Annotated in this window: 21 protein-coding genes; 5 read left to right on the top strand and 16 right to left on the bottom strand. The window is 45.7% G+C overall.

Features of this window, described 5'->3' with window-relative positions:
• Positions 1-53 precede the first annotated feature (53 nt).
• The gene (locus C8R34_RS06360) at positions 54-785 is read right to left on the bottom strand and encodes a DUF1499 domain-containing protein (protein ID WP_110338949.1); all 732 of its coding nucleotides are present in this window, start codon (positions 783-785) and stop codon (positions 54-56) included.
• A gap of 295 nt (positions 786-1,080) precedes the next feature.
• Between C8R34_RS06360 and C8R34_RS16925 the strand changes: the two genes are divergently transcribed.
• A complete protein-coding gene (locus C8R34_RS16925) occupies positions 1,081-1,323 on the top strand; it encodes a diguanylate cyclase (RefSeq protein WP_258364397.1) in 243 nt (80 codons plus the stop codon).
• A 101-nt stretch (positions 1,324-1,424) separates the two neighbouring features.
• Here C8R34_RS16925 and C8R34_RS06370 read toward each other — a convergent pair whose 3' ends face one another.
• The 8 genes from C8R34_RS06370 to C8R34_RS06405 all read right to left on the bottom strand — a co-directional run bounded on the left by C8R34_RS06370 (position 1,425) and on the right by C8R34_RS06405 (position 9,885).
• Entirely contained in the window at positions 1,425-1,625 is a 201-nt protein-coding gene (locus C8R34_RS06370; protein WP_110338951.1) for a hypothetical protein, read from the bottom strand.
• Positions 1,626-1,852: 227 nt separating this feature from the next.
• Positions 1,853-2,461, bottom strand: a complete 609-nt coding sequence (locus C8R34_RS06375) for an NUDIX domain-containing protein (RefSeq protein ID WP_258364392.1) — start codon at positions 2,459-2,461, stop codon at positions 1,853-1,855.
• A gap of 85 nt (positions 2,462-2,546) precedes the next feature.
• On the bottom strand, positions 2,547-2,747 hold the full coding sequence (locus tag C8R34_RS06380; RefSeq protein WP_110338955.1) for a hypothetical protein: 201 nt from the start codon (positions 2,745-2,747) through the stop codon (positions 2,547-2,549).
• Between the two features lie 374 nt (positions 2,748-3,121).
• On the bottom strand, positions 3,122-3,553 hold the full coding sequence (locus C8R34_RS06385; protein WP_110338957.1) for a glycine zipper family protein: 432 nt from the start codon (positions 3,551-3,553) through the stop codon (positions 3,122-3,124).
• 323 nt (positions 3,554-3,876) lie between these two features.
• Positions 3,877-4,899, bottom strand: a complete 1,023-nt coding sequence (locus C8R34_RS06390; protein ID WP_110338959.1) for a cytochrome-c peroxidase — start codon at positions 4,897-4,899, stop codon at positions 3,877-3,879.
• A gap of 155 nt (positions 4,900-5,054) precedes the next feature.
• Complete coding sequence (locus C8R34_RS06395) at positions 5,055-7,304, bottom strand: EAL domain-containing protein (protein WP_110338961.1); 2,250 nt, start codon at positions 7,302-7,304, stop codon at positions 5,055-5,057.
• 157 nt (positions 7,305-7,461) lie between these two features.
• Positions 7,462-8,388, bottom strand: coding sequence for a rhodanese-related sulfurtransferase (locus C8R34_RS06400; protein WP_110338963.1), 927 nt, complete (start codon positions 8,386-8,388; stop codon positions 7,462-7,464).
• A gap of 141 nt (positions 8,389-8,529) precedes the next feature.
• Positions 8,530-9,885: a cytochrome P450 gene (locus tag C8R34_RS06405; protein ID WP_110338965.1), complete on the bottom strand. Its 1,356-nt coding sequence runs from the start codon at positions 9,883-9,885 to the stop codon at positions 8,530-8,532.
• A gap of 66 nt (positions 9,886-9,951) precedes the next feature.
• Here C8R34_RS06405 and C8R34_RS06410 point away from each other — a divergent pair, with 66 nt between their 5' ends.
• Entirely contained in the window at positions 9,952-10,677 is a 726-nt protein-coding gene (locus C8R34_RS06410) for a glycosyltransferase (RefSeq protein ID WP_110338967.1), read from the top strand.
• 83 nt (positions 10,678-10,760) lie between these two features.
• On the opposite strand, the gene C8R34_RS06415 is transcribed toward C8R34_RS06410, so the two are convergent.
• On the bottom strand, positions 10,761-13,478 hold the full coding sequence (locus C8R34_RS06415) for a cation-transporting P-type ATPase (RefSeq protein WP_110338969.1): 2,718 nt from the start codon (positions 13,476-13,478) through the stop codon (positions 10,761-10,763).
• Between the two features lie 137 nt (positions 13,479-13,615).
• Here C8R34_RS06415 and C8R34_RS06420 point away from each other — a divergent pair, with 137 nt between their 5' ends.
• Positions 13,616-14,128 carry a beta-lactamase hydrolase domain-containing protein gene (locus C8R34_RS06420; protein ID WP_110339073.1) on the top strand — a complete coding sequence of 171 codons (513 nt, stop codon included), beginning with the start codon at positions 13,616-13,618 and terminating at the stop codon, positions 14,126-14,128.
• 124 nt (positions 14,129-14,252) lie between these two features.
• On the opposite strand, the gene C8R34_RS06425 is transcribed toward C8R34_RS06420, so the two are convergent.
• The 5 genes from C8R34_RS06425 to C8R34_RS06445 form a co-directional block, all read right to left on the bottom strand.
• A complete protein-coding gene (locus C8R34_RS06425) occupies positions 14,253-15,113 on the bottom strand; it encodes a sulfite exporter TauE/SafE family protein (protein ID WP_258364393.1) in 861 nt (286 codons plus the stop codon).
• A complete protein-coding gene (locus C8R34_RS06430; RefSeq protein WP_110338971.1) occupies positions 15,088-16,698 on the bottom strand; it encodes a bifunctional protein tyrosine phosphatase family protein/NAD(P)/FAD-dependent oxidoreductase in 1,611 nt (536 codons plus the stop codon). The genes C8R34_RS06425 and C8R34_RS06430 overlap by 26 nt, the downstream gene beginning before the upstream one ends.
• Positions 16,699-16,800: 102 nt before the next feature.
• Positions 16,801-17,130, bottom strand: a complete 330-nt coding sequence (locus C8R34_RS06435) for a helix-turn-helix transcriptional regulator (RefSeq protein WP_110338973.1) — start codon at positions 17,128-17,130, stop codon at positions 16,801-16,803.
• Between the two features lie 102 nt (positions 17,131-17,232).
• Positions 17,233-17,646: a DUF6691 family protein gene (locus tag C8R34_RS06440; protein WP_110338975.1), complete on the bottom strand. Its 414-nt coding sequence runs from the start codon at positions 17,644-17,646 to the stop codon at positions 17,233-17,235.
• Positions 17,647-17,735: 89 nt separating this feature from the next.
• Positions 17,736-18,167: a YeeE/YedE family protein gene (locus C8R34_RS06445; RefSeq protein WP_110338977.1), complete on the bottom strand. Its 432-nt coding sequence runs from the start codon at positions 18,165-18,167 to the stop codon at positions 17,736-17,738.
• Positions 18,168-18,269: 102 nt separating this feature from the next.
• Here C8R34_RS06445 and C8R34_RS06450 point away from each other — a divergent pair, with 102 nt between their 5' ends.
• Complete coding sequence (locus tag C8R34_RS06450; protein ID WP_110338979.1) at positions 18,270-19,130, top strand: MBL fold metallo-hydrolase; 861 nt, start codon at positions 18,270-18,272, stop codon at positions 19,128-19,130.
• Positions 19,131-19,170: 40 nt separating this feature from the next.
• Here the strand turns inward: C8R34_RS06450 and C8R34_RS06455 are convergent, their stop codons facing one another.
• Positions 19,171-20,184, bottom strand: a complete 1,014-nt coding sequence (locus C8R34_RS06455; protein WP_110338981.1) for a DnaJ domain-containing protein — start codon at positions 20,182-20,184, stop codon at positions 19,171-19,173.
• Positions 20,185-20,560: 376 nt separating this feature from the next.
• On the opposite strand from C8R34_RS06455, the gene hemP reads away from it, so the two are divergent.
• Complete coding sequence (hemP, locus tag C8R34_RS06460) at positions 20,561-20,746, top strand: hemin uptake protein HemP (RefSeq protein ID WP_110338983.1); 186 nt, start codon at positions 20,561-20,563, stop codon at positions 20,744-20,746.
• The last annotated feature ends 152 nt before the right edge of the window (positions 20,747-20,898 follow it).

Genomic DNA, 20,898 nt, shown 5'->3' on the forward strand with positions numbered 1-20,898 from the left:
TGACAATCATAACATTACTCGTGAGTGATACCGTACGGCCTTTTGTTCATACTTCATAAATTTCCCAAATCAACCATAAACCGCCGGATGCGCTCGGCATTTACACCCAAATCACCTTTTCCGACGCGAGAGACCGAGCGCATATCGACGCGCGTTTGGTTCCCCATCGTTTGTACCCGAATCACCACATCATCCTTAAAACCCATAATAGGCGTAGCATCAGTGGCTTCAATCCTGCCATTTGCAACAGAAATAATGGAAACTTCCCAACCTCGCTTTCTTACCAATGCAGCCGCTTGTTCGAACACCTGATCGAATGGGCGATCAACCAATAATGGACCAATGTCAGGATAACCGGCTTCCTGCAAAGCGACCAGATTCTCCGGCTTGAGGCGATCCAATGAGTTATCCGACGCTGTTCGAAGTGCCTTTATCGCCACAAATTCAGGAGGATGTTGCAGATCCGTTGTAATATCATGAATGAGCGGCGCCCTCACGCCCGCAAATACAGTCATCAGTATTGGCATCACGACTAAAAAACTCAATGTTGATCCTGCCGTCGTTGAAGCAATGCTTGGCTTTTTTGCCTTGATGGCACGCATCGTCCCGATCAATCCCAAAACAATGGCCAGCAACCCGATAGCTGCACCACCCGCAAGCCCCAATAAAGCCGGTTGAAAATCAACGATACTCAATCGATAACTCAGCACAGCTAAAGCTGACATGAAGGCGGCAAACAGTGAAAGCTTGAAACTCCAACCGGTAAAATCAAATGGCTTATTCATAGTCGATATCACTCTAAGTAACGAAATAAATTAAACAGAAATATAATCCTATCACTTCACAATCTGAATAACCGCCAGTCATTTTATAAATTTGTTAAACCGATCCGGGCATTGGGCCTACGAAATAACAGCCATACATCAATCATGATGATCGATATCGACAATCTCAAACTACTCACAATGACAATTATGTTCATGCCCTGGGAGATCAGGCTCTGGTCCACTTGGCTAGAGTTTCTGCAAAGAGAAGCGCGCAGCGGAGATATTCTGGCACGCTGGGGGTGAAAAATTTCTGATTTTCTTACCTAAAACCAAATTAGCAGATGCCGTGACCCTAGCAAACCGGCTGCGCAAAAAAATTTCAGCAATCCGGATTGCAACCGCTCAAGGCGAGAGACTCTCGTTCACCGCACGCTTTGGTATAGCTCACACCAATGATATCAACATATCACTCGACGAGTTAATTTGTCTGGCTGATCAACAACTTTACAGTGAAAAAAAGCAAGAATGTAATTACGTGTGCGCAAATCTATTCTGATTGGTAGGGTATATCAACAAAATAACACATCGAGATCAATGTGAAAGGTGTACACCCCGCCGTTTACTTGCAATCGTTGATCAAACAAAAATCTCCGACTGTTAATGCAATCCTAGAAACTCGAGCGTATTTTCAAGATCTCCATCATCATCAAAATCATCATTGGTCACCAGTTCATCAATGAGCTTAACAATCCGACTATCTGGAATCATACCATCCGCTAAAACACTCTCATCATCAATATCGACATCAACAGGACTGATAACATTCGCACGTTCAACAGAGCATTTTTTCATCACCATGGCAAACCTCCTTGCGACATTGGTTGTGTAGTACTCAGTAGAACACATTGTTGTCAAGGTTAAATTAAAGATTAGAAACAGTTTCTACTAATAATTTGAGAGTTTGGTAATTCCCCTCAGAGAATTCCAGAAAAAATTAATCTAACAAAATGATTTATAACGATAATTTATTAAAGCAAAAGTAAATAGTCCTTAAACTCTAAATCTGAATATTTACTTGCTGTCTTTTATTGTTCAGGTAACCACAGAGATTGTACGTGATGCCGTTTTAAAGCCAGCCACTGCAGCGCAATAATCGCGCTGGCCGAATTGATTTTGCCTGATTGCAATAATGCGAGTGCTGCATCTAATTTGATGACATGCACTTTGATATCCTCACCTTCTTCACTTACACCATGCACGCCGCCCGCATGTGTCACATCAACCCGGCCACAAAATAAAGCAATACGTTCTGTGGTACCACCGGGGCTCACTAAAAAATCATACAGCGGGATCAAATCAGTCATGACACAACCGGCTTCTTCCAAACTTTCGCGTATCACCACTGCTTGCGCTGTTTCATCGGCGTCAATCATACCGGCTACGATTTCCAGCAACCACGGTCCATCTGGCGCAGTAAGTGCACCGACACGAAATTGCTCAATCAATATTACTTCATCGCGGATAGGATCATACGGTAAAACTGCCGCCGCATGACCTCGCTCGAATATCTCCCGCATCAGCGGGTGACTCCATTCACCGCTGAATAATCGATGACGCAAACAATAACGTTCCAGACGAAAAAACCCCTCAAAACAGATTGTTTTTTCGAAAATCTCCACATCAGCATTGGTCACTTTCAATCCCTCAGAATCAAGCAACTTAATATTAACGCGATTCCCGATGCTCTAGTAAAGATATAAAAACCATACACTTGAAAGATTAGTGAAATCCTAGCGAGTCAAGGTCGACATCATCTGCGTCATCATCACCGAAATCATCCTTGGTTGCTTCGAATTCATCGATTATTTTCGCAAACCGACCCACCGGAATCTTGCTATCCATCAGAGCATCATCCTCATAATTCTCATCATCAGCGGAATAGACACTATCTTCATCATCAAAGAAAAGCTCTTTATTCATTAGAATCAACCTCCATGTAACATTTTTAATAAAACCTATTGATATCACGTCACCATGACTCAAGAATTAAAGATTACACACAGTTTTCCCCAGCAATTCTAAAATTTGTATAAAAATCATTAAGGAAACAAACAAAATGCTGATCAAACGAATCGCACCCCGCACCCTAAAATTTGTTCAATCACACAAAACCATACTTTGATCGAGCCATTTTCGATATATTGACCCCATCAACAATGGATGAGCAGCAGCATGGACGAAGAAACAAAATCACTATTATTTAACATTGCTCATAGCCGAGATAGCAAGCAGCACCTAGACTCCCAGGTACATTTAGCGCTTTGGCGTTTACCAGCTGTTACACACTACTGCCACTACTGCCAGCCAGTAATCTCGTAGCCTTTCTCTTGCAAGCATCGCGATACGAAGTTTGCGTAAGCTTGATTGGGTTGCGCAGGCCTTGCCGAATAAAAAATCCCCCTCAGTAACCCTGCCACAGCACCACTTGTCGCTCCTATTATGGAGCCATGAGCGGCCGAACCGTAAATGGCTCCCCCCACTGCACCGCTCGCGGCACCGACACCGGCACCCATAGCTGTACTGGTCGCAACATTACCGCCCCTTCCACTACCTTCCTGAGCGCCTGATGATGCTGCCATTTGCTTGCAAGCTTCAATATCCTGTTCTGCAGCTTCTCTCCCCACAGACTGAAAATGAGAATTGGGATATAAGATCGGTTTTGTGCTGGAACACGCCGAAACCCCAAGCACGATTAACCCCGCCATCAATATCAACAATAATTTCATAAGGTTCCCTTCTTTTCAAAAACATTCCTCACTAAATCAGTATAACCGGAATATTTCTGCAATGCTCTGTTTGGGAAATAAATTATCTGATAGATAAGCAGAATTATTAAATAAATACGCCAGAAAGTATTGTGAGAATAATCACAACCATGAAGGAAAAATTGCATCGATCATTCTGCGACGATATGTTGGTGCCGGCCATACCGGAAAAAAGCGCGCACCACGTGATAATTTGTCTAGAATCATGTGAAAAACGCTACTATTGCAGTAGCGTTTTCCAGATTGGATTTATAAAAAACCCAGAGCTTTTCTCGTAATTCCAGTTATTCTTTACCTTTACTGGTTAAAGTACTCAAGAATGCTTTTACATCGTTAATAAATTCAGGGCCGACTTTACGACCAAGTTGATGCTCTGCCATTTCGCGAATTGCTTCATCGAGTGTTGCAATCGAACCATCATGAAAATAGGGGCCTGTTTTAGTAATATTTCTCAGACTTGGTACTTTGAATACTTTCTTGTCAGCTTCAATTCCGGTTACATCAAATCTTCCCAAATCAGCTGTGTCATAGGGCTCGACAATGCCCATTTTTTTATATGAATTTCCGCCAATTGCCACGCCATTGTGACAAGTTGCGCAACCCATATTGATAAATTTCTGCAAACCTCTTTTTTCAGTGTCATTCAAAGCTTTTTCATCGCCTTTGAGATAATCATCAAACCGTGAAGGCGTTAACAGCGTGCGCTCAAAAGCACCGATTGCCTTACCAACATTTTTGTATTGGAATGGATCTTTTTCATCCTTAAATGCTTCCGCAAACATACTCTTATATTCATCGATTTTTTTCAATTTATCGACCACGGCAGCTTCATTCGGCATGCCCATTTCGACTGGATTCAAAATTGGACCCAGCGCCTGTTCTTCAACATCTTTCGCGCGTCCATCCCAGAATTGGGCAATATGCAGTGCCGCATTCATCGTAGTCGGTGAATTTCTACCGCCACGCTTTCCTTCATGGCCTGGTGACGTCGGTTGACTATCTACACCAAAATTATCCAGTTGATGGCACGAACTGCAAGCAATCCGATCGTTGACTGAAAGTCGGGGATCCAAATAAAGCTTTTTTCCCAGTGCAATCAAAGCTGCATTTTTTTTCTCATCAATAATCGATGCAGGCAAAGGCTCAAAAAACAATTTTAAGCTGGCTTTATCCAGCATATGATGGCCACCACCATGCATCATGCCGCCGTGATGATCGCCATCGTGCATGCCACCTTTATGATCAGGACCACTTTGAGCATAACTATAAGAACTTAACATAAGCCCCAGAAACAAAAATATTTTCATATAACCTCCAAAAATTTTAACAACTGTAATACTCTGAACAATGCTACTGAACGAATAGCATACTGATTTCTGAAGAATTGTTAAAGGGAAAAAATTTTCAGACTCCCTTTACATAAATTCCAGAACTGCTAATGAAGAATAATTTATGAGTTCATTTATGCTTTACTTTGAATAAAAACTTCAAATTTATCGACTGTCAGCGGCTTGCTGAAAAAATAACCTTGACCGTAATCGCAACCCATGGTCATCAATAGCTGTTTCTGCGAATCTGTCTCCACACCCTCCGCAATGACTTTCATGCCCAGACGATGGGCCATGGTGATAATTGCCTCACATAAAATTCTGTCGTTGGATTTGCTGTCCAGATTGGAAACAAATGACTGGTCAATTTTAAGATAATCAATATCAAATTTCTTCAGATAGGATAGCGACGAATAACCCGTACCAAAATCATCAATCGCCACCTGCACACCGGCATCTCGGAAATTTAATAGTCGTTTGACCACCAGTTCGTGGACATCCAACAGCAGGTTCTCGGTAATCTCTACAATGACGCTCTGCCCACTGAGTCCGAGTTCACCTAAATGATTCATCCAATCACTTCTTTTGCTAATGAATTGTTTGGGTGATTTATTGATGCTGATTTGAAAATTCGTATTGAAATTTGCTTGCCACAAAGCAACCTGATCGATTGCCTGTTTGAATACCCAATCACCAATCTCTGCAATCAGATTGGTTTCTTCTGCAATACTGACAAATTCTGCCGGACCAATCGTCCCTCGTTCCGGATGCTGCCAACGAATCAGTGCCTCGGCTTTGTATACATTGCCGGTTACCAGTTCCACAATTGGTTGATACATTAAAAAGAACTGACCATCTGCAAGTGCATGACGCAATTCGTATGCGATTTTCGAACGAATTTCCTTGGCCATTCGCATATTCGATGTAAAGCATTGCCAGCAATTGCGCCCATTATTTTTAGCCGCATACATCGCTTGATCGGCATTCTTCATCAACATATCCGCGCTGCTAGCATCATCGGGAAAAAACGTCACGCCAATACTCGCGGAAACGTACGCCGACTTGGTATTCAAACGAAATGGCTTTACCAATTCCAGCAGGATTTTCTGAATGATCATCTCAGCGCAACGTTGATCATTGATACCGTTTAGAATAATCGTAAACTCATCGCCGCCTAAACGCGCTACGGTATCCGTTTCACGAACACAGCTACTAAGCCGTTTTGCCGCTTCCACCAACAACGCATCGCCGACACTGTGCCCGAATGAATCATTTACTTCTTTGAAGCGATCCAGGTCAATAAACAACACTGCCAATTGCGTCCCAAGGCGGGAGGCATTTTTGATATCGTGACTCAATCGATCGTAAAACATATTACGATTCGGCAAACCGGTCAAAGAATCATAATTCGCTTGCTGCCATATAATTTCATCCGATTTTTTCTTATCGGTGATATCAGAAAAATTGATCAGATAATAACTGATGAGCCCATCCTTGCTACGCACCGGGATAATGCTAAACCACGCCGGATACTCCTGTTTGCTCTCATTTCTATTCCAAATTTCGCCTTGCCAATGGTTATATTGCTGAACACTCAGCCAGATTTTCTGAAAAAACTTAGCGCTGTGTCGCTTCGACACCACAATTGACACGGGTTTACCAATCACCTCTTCTTCCGTATAACCAGTCAACTTATTAAATGCTTTATTGATAGCAATGATTACCTTACTCGCATCGGCAATCATAATCGCTTCCGTACTATTCTCAAAAACCTTGCTGGAAAGATTCAATTGCTCATTCACTTTCTGTTGCTCCAGCGCAATCCCGATAATGAACGATCCGATTTCGAGCAATTTGCGGTGGAATATACTGGGTAAACGATGCTCAAAACTGGACAGCGCGAACGATCCAATACTCTCACCACCCTTACTGCGTATTGGTATTGACCAACAAGAGAGGATATTAAAATCAATAGCTAATTGCCGAATACTCTGCCAGCGTGGATCGTCAAGCGTGTTTTCCACAAAAACCGCTTCTTGACGAAATACCGCATTCCCGCAAGACCCAGCGCCAGGACCGGGGCGCAAACCATTCAGTTGCACAATACATTCCTCAGGAACGCTTGGTGCGGCAAATACGTTCATGCATTGTTTTTCCTTGTCCAGCAGCATGACGGTTGCCACCGCATTATCCAGCAACTGCTCCATCAACAGGCAAACTTCTTCACAAATCTCTTTATAGTTATTTCCCAATACCACTAACTCAAGAACCTCCTGCTGAAACTGGAGAATCCTACCCTGCTCCACATTGGTTAAATCAAAATAATTGGTCGGTGTAAAAATCTGATGAAATGAATCCTTTGCTGTAAGAATATTTTTACTCATTACTCGCTACCATAAGTTAATAGGGTTTTAGAAAATCAAAGGAAATCTAAAGACAGAGTAAAGTCCATCACCGCAAGCACAGAACTTCAGCTTTTTAATTCGTTGACCGACAATACAACGCAATCGCTTTAACAACCTACTAAAGCAACCGCAACGATCACTTACTTTTGCAGCTCACCTCTCCAATATGTATCTCACCTCTGGTTTCAGCTAACTGCACCTGTTTTTCTCGTTCTCGATATCTGGCTCTATCTTCATCCGAACGATCATGATAGCAAGCCGGGCAACTGATTCCCCGCTGATAATACTCACTTAATTTATCTTCTTCTGAAATGGGCAGACGACAGGCATGACACTGGTCATAGCTGCCTTTCTCAAGCTGATGATTCACGGTAACTCGTTCATCAAACACAAAACACTCGCCCTGCCATAAAGACTCCGCTTCTGGAATTTCTTCAAGGTATTTCAGAATACCCCCCTGCAAATGATAAACCTCTTCAAAACCCTGCTGCTTTAAATACGCTGTGGATTTCTCACAACGAATTCCGCCAGTACAATACATCGCCACTTTCTTATGCACTGATGGATCCAAGTGCTGGGACACATAGTGTGGAAACTCACGAAAAGTTATGGTGTGTGGATTTACCGCACGAACAAAAGCACCGACCGCGACCTCATACCGATTGCGTGTGTCGATCAACAAAACATCAGGGTCATTAATTAAATCATTCCAATCACGTGGCGCCACGTAGGTTCCAACCGATTGCTTAGGATCAATTCCTTCAACCCCCATGGTGACAATCTCTTTCTTCAGTTTCACTTTGCTGCGTTTGAATGGCATTTCATCCGTCATAGATTCCTTGACCGTTATGCCAGCAAACTCAGGTATTGTCTCCATCCACCCTAAAACAGAATCGATACCTGCTCGGTTGCCAGAAATGGTGCCATTGACGCCTTCTTCCGCCAGCAACAGCGTCCCTTTTACCTGATTCTCAATCATCTTCGCCTGCAACGGACGTTGTATTTCTTTATATTGAGGCAGATATACAAATTTATACAATGCACAAACGACGAATTCTGACATTTTTATTCCTTTGATAAACGGAGAGTACTCTGGATCAAATTAATGCGACCCACTTTTAAAATGATAAGCCACCGTAACCCCAAATAGCTGTACCCGAAATAAATAATAATAAGACAAGAATAACAAATAGAGAACGAGATTTTAACGTGCATTAACCCTCACCACCAACCCATAACGCGGCTTAAACGTAATCTCCGCCACCGGTTCCACCGGATGCTCCGCTACCGGTATGACACGAAAGCGCTGCAACACTTGCGCGAGTACCAACTGGATTTCGAGCATCGCCATGTTGGCACCAATGCAGGTGCGGGGACCGGCGGAGAACGGCAAATAGCAATACGAGTGACGCGAGACTTCGGGTTGCGGAGCGAAACGGTCTGGATCGAATTTTTCCGGATCGGACCAATGATCTCGATGGCGGTGCAGGGAATAAATGGGAATGACGAGGTAGCTTTTAGCTGGAATGCAATAGCCGCCCAACACAATGGATTCGGTATTTTGCCGCGCGATTGCCCAAATGGGTGGATACAGGCGCAAGGATTCCTGCATGACTTGCTTCAGGTAAGGCAACTGCGCCAAGTTACTGCTGGTTGCTGGTGCACCGCATAACACGCTGTTCAGTTCTGCCACCAGTTGCGCTTCGACTTGCGGGTGTTGCGAGAGCAAATACAATGTCCAGGCAATGGCGGTACCCGTGGTTTCATGACCGGCCAGCAACAAGGTCACAATTTCATCGCGCAGTTGCGTTTCACTCATTCCCTCCCCTGTTTTGGCATCCCGCACTGCCAGCAAGCGATCCAGCATGTCGTTATCTCCCACCACTCCCTGCTTGCGCCGCCGCGCTATCAGCTCATGCACGATCTGGTCGAGCTGTTTTTTCATGCACAGGAAATGACGATTGCTCGGCACCGGCAACCACGGAAGCAGTGTCAGCATCGCACGCAGCGTCTGGGGATTGGTGTTGATGATTTTGAGTATTTCAACGATCTGCTGCGAGTATTGATCAATATCCGCACCCAATAACGCGCGGCTCACAATCTGGAATGCCACATGCCCCATTTCCCGATCCAGCTGAACTGTTTCATTGGGAGATCGCTGTTTCCAGCGTTGCAGCATTTGCGCAGTCATGGCATTGATGATCGTGTCAAAGCCGTTCACAGTACGATTGGTAAACATCGGTTGCATCAGCTTGCGTTGCTGCTGCCAAAACGCACCTTCGCTGGTCACCAGCCCCTGACCCAGCGATTGGGCAAGTACGCGATAATCGATGGTATTCTTGATGAACCTGGGATAATCCTGCGTCAGGATTTGCCGCACATCATCCGGATTATTGATGATGTAGAGCGTGAACATACCGCGCCAACGCACCACATTGCCATAGGTTTGCGTCAGCTTCTCAAAATACTGCGGCGGCCCGCGCCAATAGTCCTGTATTCCCGCCCACAACGGCGGCCCCGGCGGCAATGGCAATTCTGCTTTCTTATTATTTTGCATCATCGTGTTTTTCGCTTTTATGCAGTTTTACGGGATAATAGCTTTTTCCATCAAAAATCTACATCACTTATGCATCTTTCAGTCGTCATTCCCGCCTTCAATGAAGAGCGCTTGATTGCGCATTGCCTGGATTCCATTTCCGAATCAATGGCCGCCAATCAGAAGCCTGGCTTTACGTACGAAGTCATCGTTGTAGACAATAACTCAACCGATAAAACCGCAGAATTGGCCAAACAAGCCGGTGCCAGCGTGGTATTCGAACCCATCAATCAGATCGGCCGTGCCCGCAACGCCGGTGCAGCAGTTGCAACGGGTGATTGGTTGTTGTTTGTGGATGCCGACAGCTTGCTCAATCCCGGCATGGTCGCCGATATTCTACAGATGATTGAAACGGGCAAATACGTGGGTTGTGGCAGCGTCATGCACATGCCTGATCTACCGTGGTGGGGTAATGCCGCGATGCAGCTATGGACGATGTTTTCGGTAACGTTCCACTGGGCATCGGGCGCGCTGGTGGTGTGCCGCACCGATGCGTTTCGTGACGTGGGCGGATTTAATCAGGAATTGTTCGCCGCTGATGAAATCGACCTCAGTCAATTGCTCAAACAGTGGGGTCGGAAGCGCGGCTTGAAATTCACCATCCTCACCCGCCACCCGCTCGTCACTTCACCCCGTAAAGTGCAACTGTATACCGGCCGCGAAATCGCCGGTCAGATAATCAGTGTCCTGTTCAGTCCGCGAAAGACTTTGCAGAATAAGAAAAAACTTCCGATTTGGTATGATGGACGGCGTTAGACGAGATAGCACTTACAGTATTTAAACATCATCCTTGTAGAATTTGTTGGGATAATTTACACCAACAGATCAGATCCGATTAATTACGAGTCTTTCATTCCTCTACGCCTCAGCAGGTATTTTTCAAATTCAATGAGCAGAAATAATATTAGACTGAACACGATAATGCGTCCCCAATCTGTCATATCCAGCGCGGCTGTACCAAATAGCTGCTGCATCACGGGCAAGTAAGTCAATGCGAGTTGGAATAGGAGTAATATGGCGACTGCAACCAGGATATTGTGATTGCCCAACAATCCTTCGCGCGACAGGACAGAAGCGAGCAGGTAACGGCAATTGAACAAATAAACGATTTGCCCCATGACCAGCGCATTGACAACCACCGTCCGGCTCAATTCGATACTAGTCCCTTGCCTGATTTCCAAGAAATATAACGCAAAACCGCCTCCCATCATCAGCAATGTAACAAAAACAATGCGCCACACCAGAAAACCGGACAATATCGAGGCATTGGGATCATGAGGAGAACGTGACATCACATCCATTTCAGGGCGTTCAAACGCAAGCGCAATCGCCAGTGTTACCGTAGTTACCATATTGATCCATAAAATCTGTACTGGAGTGATCGGCAAAGCCATTCCCAAAATAATCGCAAGCATCAAAATGCCGGCGCCACCACTGCTGGTTGGGATAATAAATACCACTGTTTTGCGGATATTGTCGTAGACCGCGCGGCCTTCTTCCACGGCGTGCGTAATCGAAGCAAAATTATCGTCCATCAGCACCATTTCGGCGGCCTCCTTCGCCACTTCAGTACCCTTCTGTCCCATAGCTACGCCGATATCAGCGCGTTTTAATGCCGGTGCGTCATTCACGCCATCACCCGTCATCGCTACGATTTCACCATTATCCTGCAAGGCAGTCACTAGTCGAAGCTTATGTTCAGGACTTGCGCGAGCGAAAATATCGACTTCCGCAACCATTTTGCGCAATTGTTCATCATTCAGATCGTCCAGCTCAATACCGGTAACAGCACGCTGACCATCGCCAATGCCTAATTTTGCACCAATCACACAAGCAGTAGCCCGGTGATCGCCGGTAATCATTTTGACGCGAATGCCCGCCGCATGGCATTGTTGCACCGCGGCAATGGCTTCTTCGCGCGGCGGATCAATAATTCCAACCAGTCCAAGCAAGGTAAACCCCGTTTCGATATCTGAAAATTCCAGTGTCTGTTGTTTGGTTTGTACCACTCGACTGGCCATGGCCAGGATGCGCTGTCCGGTTGCACTTGCTTCGCGGATTCCGGCGTGCCAGAAATTAAGCTGAATCAGGCGATCTTCCCCCAAGCTGCGCTGATGGCTACACATGGTTAATACTTCTTCCGGTGCACCCTTGACATAAATCAGGCTATGCCCGGCGTGATCATGATGCAGCGTTGCCATAAAACGATGTTCCGATTCGAAAGGAATCACATCGGTACGAGGCAATGTTTCATGCTCAAAAACCGGATCCAGTGCGGCCTTCATTGCCAAGGTAATCAATGCGCCTTCTGTCGGATCACCCTGTACAACCCATACGCCGTTCTGCTCATGCAGTATCGCATCATTGCACAATAATCCTGCTCGCAACATATCCAGCATATCGGCGTAATCAGTCGTCAGAATTTCCTTTCCGTCTCGACTAAAACCGCCCGTTGGTACATAGCCGACACCGCTGACTTGTAATTGAACATCCGCCGTCATCACATTCTGCACGGTCATTTCATTACGCGTCAGCGTTCCGGTTTTGTCGGTACAAATGACCGTCACGCCACCCAGTGTTTCCACCGCTGGCAGTCTGCGCACAATGGCACTGCGCCGCGCCATATTCTGCACACCGAGCGCCAACGTGATTGTCATGATGGCGGGCAACCCTTCCGGAATCGCTGCGATAGCCATGCTGATTGCCGCCATGAATAGTTCATCAATGGGATAATCGCGCAATAGCAGCCCATACACAAAAATTGCAACGGCCAGTAACAAAATCACAGCAGTCAGCCAACGACCAAAGATCGACATTTGCCGCAACAACGGTGAAGTCAGCTTATCGACTTGCGCGATCATCTGGCTGATACGCCCTATCTCGGTATGCTGACCGGTGGCAACCACCACGCCCATTCCCTGACCATAAACCACCAACGTGCCCGAATACGCCATACAAAACCGGTCGCCGATTGCTGTCACGGCCTCGACTGCGTGAATGGATTTTTCCACAGCCGCGGATTCTCCGGTCAAAGCCGCTTCTTCGATACGCAGGTTCTTGCAACTGAGCAACCGCAGGTCGGCAGGTACCTTGTCGCCAGATTGCAACAACACGATATCCCCGGGCACCAGCTGCTCAGCCGGAATCTGCGCCCGTTGATCCGCGCGCAAAACGGTCGCGTTGAGCGATAGCATGCGCCGGATGGCGTTGAGTGCTTTTTCAGCTTTACCTTCTTGAACAAAGCCGATGACGGCATTGATCACCACAACACCAAGAATCACGCCGCTATCGACCCAGTGCCCCAAAAAAGCTGTCATCACAGATGCAGCTAACAGGATATAAATCAACACATTATGAAATTGCAGCAAAAATCGAATCACAATGCTTTTTGGCTTTTGGGATTGCAATCGGTTGGCGCCATACTGCTTAAGTCGCAATTGCGCTTCCGTTTGCGATAAACCGGTATGCGCAGTTTTAAGCGTTTCCAACACCTGTTGTGATGGGCAGCTATGCCACATGGACATTTCATCGGATAACGAAGTCTGTTTATCAGGCATGAATTCCTTGATGAAACTTATAGAATAGGTTGTGTATATCCAATAGACCGAAATTGATCTGAATAATTTGTATTTAGTGATTTAGTACAGCTACAATGAATATCATTTTTTCACTCAACATAGCAAATGGAGTTTATATGAAATATCTTTTCACTCTGTTGACACTAGTGATCGTTGTGTTTGCAGCGACGGTACAAGCTACCGGACGGGTGCCGTTTGGGCATCAGATTGTTCCGGTTCAAAATTATAGCCGTGCTACCGAGCAAATCGCGATATCAGGTCTCATTGGCGACGGCGGCGCGCAAGCATTGGCAGCGCATGGTTTCAAAACGGTTATTGACTTGCGTACTTCAACCGAAGGAACGGCTGACGAAAAGGCACTGATTGATCTCAATGGCATGAATTATATCAACATACCGATGACCGTTGCCGGCATCAGCGACGAGCAATTGGCTGCTTTTACCAAAGCCATCGAAACAGCTCAGGCACCTGTCCTTATCCACTGCGGATCAGGTAATCGCGCCGGCGCCATGTGGGCCAGCTATCAAATCAGTAAGGGAGTTGATCCGGAAATAGCGCTTGCGGCCGGTCGTAAAGCGGGTATGCGCCCACCGATGGAAGAAAAAGTCAGAGCTACTTTTATCAAATAAGCAATCATACCAACATTGGTTTTCTGCGATATCGCATCAAGCGATTAAACCTGGGAACCTCAATTGAGCTGAGCGAAATGCTTGTGGTTTTCAGGATGCAAGGCAAAGCGCAACGACATGGTGTCTAGGTTAAAAACAAGCGGACAATCATCCCGACTGACACGCCCATAGCCACTACAGCAAAGACTTGCTGTAGTCTTGGGCCAACAAGATAATGGGCAAACATGCGCCCGATCAGCATACCTGCCAATGCGCCGGCCGCAAAAGGCACAGCAACAAATCCGTTGATTCCCTCCATAACAGTTGCGGACACCACGCCCACTGCGGAAACCAGTGCAATGACTGCTAATGATGTTGCCAGAATGGAGTGCATGGGAAGATTGGTTGCCTTCTTCAACGCGGGCACAACGACAAAGCCGCCTCCCACCCCCAGCAATCCCGACAAGAATCCGGTGATAACTCCTGAAAATGCCAGTACACGAGCGCATGGCCAAGTCCACATCAAGCGACCGCCGCTATACTCAAGCTGACAAGGAATAGCAGACACTTGCGCTTGGCAATCTGAGGTTACTTTTGCCGCTTCGACATGCGGCATACTACCTTGACGTAGCATATCCACTGCCACATAGCACAACACCAGTGCGAATAATACCGTCAAAGGCGCATTGGGTAGCTTTTGCGCCAGCCAAATACCCATGGGTGCGGTACTTATCCCCGTAATCGCGATAAACCCTGCCGCCCGATAACGCACTTTTCCCTGTCGATGTGCAATGACTGCCCCCACAGTTGACGATAAACACACGGCTAATAAAGCAATGGGGGCGGCTTCAGCAATCGCGAGATGCAATCCAAACACCAGCAAAGGCACGGCAATGATGGTACCACCAGCGCCAGTCAATGCCAGGACAGTACCTGAAAGAAAACCCAGCGCGACACTGGTTAACAGAATTTCCACAGGCTCAACGGGATTTACCGCATCGGGCAAGCCATTCCTTGCCTTTTAACATACCATTCCAGTAGATCCATGGAAAAACGGTGGTTTTGAAGAACCAGTAGATCTTGCTCGGTATCGTTGGGTTAAGCGAAAACGTAGGCAGCAATTTTCCACCAAAACCAAATTCGGCCAGTATTACCTTGCCGTTTTCCACCGTGAGCGGGCATGCACCATAGCCGTCATACACCGTTGTCAGTTCCCGATCTTCTTTTGCTGCCAGAAGATTCTCAGCTACCACAACAATTTGTTTTCTGGCTGCCGCGGCGGTTTTTGTATTGGGCGATGAGCAGGCATCTCCCAGCGAAAATATATTAGGATAGTCGGTATGTTGCAGTGTTTTTTCATTCACTTTACAAAAGCCGCCAGCATCCGCCAAAGAACTATTGCGTAGAAAATCCGGCGCCACTTGCGGTGGTGTCACATGCAGCATGTCAAAGGGCTTTGCCACGTGCGTTACATTTCCGTCATTGCCTTTGATTTCAAAATAAGCGATCTTCTGCGCCCCATCCACTTTGACCAGATTGGAATTGAATACCAATTTGGCGTCGTAGCGTTTGACATATTCCATCAGCGGCGGAACAAAATCAGCCACACCGAATAGCACGGCGGTTGCCGTATCAAATTCAACTTCAATTTGATTCAAACATTGTGCGCGCATCCAGTAATCGCAGGAAAGATACATGGCTTTTTGCGGTGCGCCGGCACATTTGATAGGCATTGGCGGCTGCGTAAAGAGCGCTTTTCCGGATTTGAGATTCTGCACCAATTCCCAGGTATACGGCGCCAAGTCATAGCGATAGTTTGAAGTAACACCATTTTTACCCAGCGTTTCTTCCAACCCTTCAATCTTCTCCCATGCGGTGCGGATACCCGGACACACAATCAATTGCCGGTATCCCATCACACGGCCATCCGCCAAATGCACCCGATCATACTGCGGATCAAATCCGACAGCAGCCGTCTGAATCCACTCAGCGTTTCTGGGAATAACTTCAGCCATCGGTTTTACCGTTGCTGCGATGTCATAGGCCCCTCCTCCCACCAACGTCCAAGCAGGCTGATAATAATGCTTATCGCTCGGTTCGATAATAGCAATGCGCAAGGCCGGTCGCCGCTTAAGCAGACTGGCAGTGACACCGACACCGGCCGATCCACCACCGATGACGACGACATCAAAAGCATTGTCCCAGTTACAGGCCGCCACCACGGATTCCCGTTCTTCCGTATCTTCGACATCATGCTGCATAGCCATTTGATGTAAAGCAGTGGCACGTCTGCCCGAGCCGCAGAATGCGAGAATCGGTTTGGGTAACTCATCCATGAGTTTTTGAAAAGCCATGGCACGTTCGGCAGATATTGCACCGATCTTGACTGGCAAGTAAGCGAATGTAATACCGAGTGATTTGGCCATCCCTTCCAGCTCTTCGCTAGTCGGTTGAGCTTCACCGCCTTCAAAATCCGGCCGGTTACAAATGATCGATTTGTAACCGGCCGCGGCAACCTCAGTGAGATCATCAATACTGACCTGACCCGCTACTGATAATTTGTGATCCAGCTTGGTAATATCAATGGACATATCCTTCTCCTTATCAATCAGTCACTTTATCGTAGGTAGCACCGAATCCCAACAGAAGATGTATCGCGCTACTTTCGCGCCTACTGCTGTTGCACGGTTACACTAGCAGGAGGGATGATCTTTACAATAAATGCTGAATAAAGTTTCCATAATCTTAGTGGCTTCCAGGCTTGCCAAACTATAATAAATATATTTACCCTTACGTTCTGTTGCCACCAGATTCTCTTCACGTAATACCGTCAGTTGTTGAGAAAGCGTAGGCTGATGAATACCCAGCAATTCCTCCAGTTCCCCAACATTTCGAGTACCTTGGCTAAGCTCGCATAAAATGAGCAGTCGATCTTCATTGGCCAGTATTTTCAAAAGCGTACAAGCAGCGGAAGCCGATGAACGTAATACCGCGATATCGTGCACAACTGAGTCTGTTTTCATAATTTATCTATCTTATTCAACATTAGAGTGTGTCTATATAAATTTATCATTATCGGTAATAGCTTAAATTCTAATTTATTTTCATACGAATCTGTAAGTAATCTATCTTCGCGCTTGCAGTGTTTCGTAAATCCCCATTCCCAGTAACATCGCAATAAGGAATATAGAAGCCTCGGCACTGCCCGCCCCAACCAGTACCACTGCTGGCCCAGGACACATGCCAGCTATTCCCCAACCAATACCAAATATAAAACTTCCCGCCAACAGATTGCGATCAATTTTTGTAATAGCTGGAATATGTATGGGTGTTCCCAAATAGCTATGTGTCCGTTTTCTTGCCAACGCAAAAGCAATCATCCCGACAGTTACTGCGCCTCCCATGACCCATAGCAAAGCAGCATCCCAGCTACCCGCTATGTCAAGGAATGCTAACACGATTGCCGGATTCACCATACCGGACAGGATGATACCTAAGCCGAACACAATTCCTGACAACAATGCCACAAAATTAATCATTTATTGCCTCTTATCGTTGAGTTGACACAAACTAGCAGGCCGTTGAGAAACTATCTGTGTTGCCTCGAAAATGCTTCGCAACAGTTTGGTTAAATCATAAGTACATGACGCACCACATAGACTGTAATAAAGCCCGTCATCATAAATATTGCGGTTGCCACCAGCGATCGCGGCGATAATCGTGATAACCCGCAAATCCCGTGACCACTGGTACATCCGGAACCCAGGCGCGTACCATAGCCGACCAGCAACCCTGCCAACGCAAGCAGCACATAATGCGTCCGAATTTGTATTTCAGGCAAAACAAAAAAGAACTGCCAAATAACTGCGGATAGAACAAGTCCGGCAATAAATGCGATACGCCAACTCATATCGCCTTTTTGCATACGATATAATCCACCCATAATGCCTGAAATGCCTGCGATGCGCCCATTAAACAGCAGTAGCAGGGTAACCGCGCCACCTATCACTAAACCACCTGCTGCTGCATGCCATGGTATGAAATCCCAACTCGCATTCATCATTAAACTCACATCGAGATTGATACAGTATATATAATTATATTGTAATGCCTATTTTTCAAGCTGTCTGTAGGAAACTTACCCCAATAACAGGAAAATAAAATGACACCTCAAATTAAAGCATTCTTTGATCCGGCAACCTGGACCGTGAGTTATGTTGTTTTCGATGAAATCAAAGGCAGTTGCGCCATTATCGATCCAGTGTTGGATTACGACTCCAAATCAAGCAGAACAAGTATCCACTCAGCCAATCAACTGATTGAATTTATACATGCACAGCAGTTAACAGTGGCATGGATACTGGAAACACACGCACATGCGGATCATCTCTCGTCCGCTGATTATCTGAAAAGTCAATTGGGAGGTAAAACCGCCATTGGCGATAATATTCCAGCAGTTCAAGAAACTTTTAAGAAAATTTTTAACTTAGGTGATGAGTTTGCACCGAATGGCCGGCAGTTTGATCACTTATTTACTGACGGTGAGTTATTTCAGGTTGGTAAATTAACTGCAAGCGCCATTTCCGTCTCGGGTCACACGCCTGCGGACATGGCCTATCAATTTGGCGATGCTGTTTTTGTAGGTGATACACTTTTCATGCCCGATATCGGTAGCGCCCGTGCCGATTTTCCGGGCGGCAATGCGCATCAATTATTCAGGTCGATTCAAAAATTGCTGGCTCTATCCCCGACTACAAAGTTGTTTATGTGTCATGATTATCCGCCTGCCGGTCGCGCTCCAGCATGGGAATGCACGGTTGCGCAGCAGCGCGCTCATAACATTCATGTACGTAATGGCATCAGTGAAAATGAGTTTGTAACCATGCGTAATAAACGCGATGCCACGTTAGAAATGCCTAACTTGTTGCTGCCATCGATACAAGTCAACATCAGAGCCGGGAAGCTACCGCCCGCTGAGCAAAACGGTGTTGCATATCTTAAGATACCGATAAACCTGATCTGAACTATCTGAACACGTTATCTCATCAGGAGAAAGCAGGTACTTATGCGTGTACCGTAATGAAATTTCCACGCTGCTGATCAAATTTCACGGCAATAAAACGGGTCCCCACAGAGGTCTCACCGCCTTCACTCCGCTGATGCGTCACTTCAGCCACTGCCTGGAGGTTGGGTGCATCGATTTTTATAATGTCATGCAAATCAATTGATTGCTCAGTAAGAAACCGTATTCCCATAGGCGACAAATCCTGAAATAAGCCCTGATGCGCCATACCCGGCCAAAACAGATAAAATATAAACCTACCGCTAATCGCAGTTCGCATCATTGTACGGCGCGATGATTCAAAGTTTTCTTGTTGCAAAACAAACAATGGGCTTGCGCACTCCAAACAATTCCCCCCCTGATACACATGAGTATGCGGCATATAGGGTGTCTTACAAAAAGAACAATAGTGAGTAATCGCTGCCTGGTAAGATTCAACAGTGGACCGGAATGAGCTTGCAGCATCCACGTGCTTTACCAGATCGGTACTGGCTTGCGTGGATCCCTCCGCAGCATAAGAAACATTGCTGGCAGCGAATAACATATCGTACTGTTCACGCGCTCTAGGATCAGAGAGCGTTTGATAGGCTTCATCCAGTAATGCAATGTGTTGCGACGAGCTTTTCTTTAATGCTTGATAACTTGCTGCAATCACAGTGATCGACGCATCCGGTTGTACTTGCAGTATTCGATAATAATTGCGTTGATTCAGGTTTGCAGATCGTTCACTTTTCTGCTGGTTGATCTCAAAATCCGTATTCGAACCAAACGCACCCTGACTGAGCGCTTTGATATGATAGCGTTGCAGTAATTCATGATCATAAGCTGCCCGCTTCAACGGATCCCGCAGTGTGTCATAAGCAGCATCCAGCAAATCCTCATTCCAATTCGCATCACCTAAACCAGGACACATCTTAAGTTTTTGCATCAATACCCGGTAGTTTTCTCTTATAACTGTCATTGAAGCATCGGGTTGAACTTGCAATATTCGATAATAATTACGCCGTTCGATCATGGTAGCTGGAAACTTGAAATTTTTTATCAATACAACTTATGAGAACCCAAATGACGCTTCCCGTGTTTATTTGGACAAATAGGCGCGCCTCTCATATTCAATCCAAGCCAACAAACACGCTTAATATTCAGACTGGTTTACTCATATTTGTTTGCACTGCGCATTCCTGCCCCCGGAAAATACTCCCGATAAGTAGTATACATAATATGATTCAGATAGACTCATCAACAATAAAAATATTTTACTTCAATATCTTATAAAACAACCTTCTTTCATTAACACATTTAACTGTAAGTTTTTTCACGGATGGCTTGCGTTTCATTAAAAGACATATATAATGAGAATCATTCTCATAAACAACCCTGACCTTTTAACTATGGATACCTTAATTTTCCCACACACACCGATTAGAAATCTGCATCAATCGGATATATCGGATCTAAAAACATCTATCGACAGTGCCACTTTATTTAAAAATGGTGATGTAATACATATACTACACAAAGGCGAGCAATATTCTTTACGTCGAACACGCAACGGCAAGTTGATTCTGAATAAGTAGTGGATGAAGGGCGTATATCGTGTATATTTATAAATGTGAGCTGTTAGTGCGTAATATCACGCATGAAACTACTATCAATAACATTAATCGAGCGCATAAAAATGCCAAACGATATCTTCCCTTCCGAACTCAATTGCGTATACGCAATACTT

It is taken from the genome of Nitrosomonas sp. Nm84 (assembly GCF_003201565.1).
In the GTDB taxonomy this organism is placed as follows: domain Bacteria; phylum Pseudomonadota; class Gammaproteobacteria; order Burkholderiales; family Nitrosomonadaceae; genus Nitrosomonas.

Coding starts and splice junctions, on each gene's coding strand:
- C8R34_RS06360 (WP_110338949.1), bottom strand. CDS start 785: ATGAATAAGCCATTTGATTTTACCGGTTGGAGTTTCAAGCTTTCACTG.
- C8R34_RS06370 (WP_110338951.1), bottom strand. CDS start 1,625: ATGGTGATGAAAAAATGCTCTGTTGAACGTGCGAATGTTATCAGTCCT.
- C8R34_RS06380 (WP_110338955.1), bottom strand. CDS start 2,747: ATGAATAAAGAGCTTTTCTTTGATGATGAAGATAGTGTCTATTCCGCT.
- C8R34_RS06385 (WP_110338957.1), bottom strand. CDS start 3,553: ATGAAATTATTGTTGATATTGATGGCGGGGTTAATCGTGCTTGGGGTT.
- C8R34_RS06390 (WP_110338959.1), bottom strand. CDS start 4,899: ATGAAAATATTTTTGTTTCTGGGGCTTATGTTAAGTTCTTATAGTTAT.
- C8R34_RS06395 (WP_110338961.1), bottom strand. CDS start 7,304: ATGAGTAAAAATATTCTTACAGCAAAGGATTCATTTCATCAGATTTTT.
- C8R34_RS06400 (WP_110338963.1), bottom strand. CDS start 8,388: ATGTCAGAATTCGTCGTTTGTGCATTGTATAAATTTGTATATCTGCCT.
- C8R34_RS06405 (WP_110338965.1), bottom strand. CDS start 9,885: ATGATGCAAAATAATAAGAAAGCAGAATTGCCATTGCCGCCGGGGCCG.
- C8R34_RS06410 (WP_110338967.1), top strand. CDS start 9,952: ATGCATCTTTCAGTCGTCATTCCCGCCTTCAATGAAGAGCGCTTGATT.
- C8R34_RS06415 (WP_110338969.1), bottom strand. CDS start 13,478: ATGCCTGATAAACAGACTTCGTTATCCGATGAAATGTCCATGTGGCAT.
- C8R34_RS06420 (WP_110339073.1), top strand. CDS start 13,616: ATGAAATATCTTTTCACTCTGTTGACACTAGTGATCGTTGTGTTTGCA.
- C8R34_RS06430 (WP_110338971.1), bottom strand. CDS start 16,698: ATGTCCATTGATATTACCAAGCTGGATCACAAATTATCAGTAGCGGGT.
- C8R34_RS06435 (WP_110338973.1), bottom strand. CDS start 17,130: ATGAAAACAGACTCAGTTGTGCACGATATCGCGGTATTACGTTCATCG.
- C8R34_RS06440 (WP_110338975.1), bottom strand. CDS start 17,646: ATGATTAATTTTGTGGCATTGTTGTCAGGAATTGTGTTCGGCTTAGGT.
- C8R34_RS06445 (WP_110338977.1), bottom strand. CDS start 18,167: ATGAATGCGAGTTGGGATTTCATACCATGGCATGCAGCAGCAGGTGGT.
- C8R34_RS06450 (WP_110338979.1), top strand. CDS start 18,270: ATGACACCTCAAATTAAAGCATTCTTTGATCCGGCAACCTGGACCGTG.
- C8R34_RS06455 (WP_110338981.1), bottom strand. CDS start 20,184: ATGATCGAACGGCGTAATTATTATCGAATATTGCAAGTTCAACCCGAT.
- hemP (WP_110338983.1), top strand. CDS start 20,561: ATGGATACCTTAATTTTCCCACACACACCGATTAGAAATCTGCATCAA.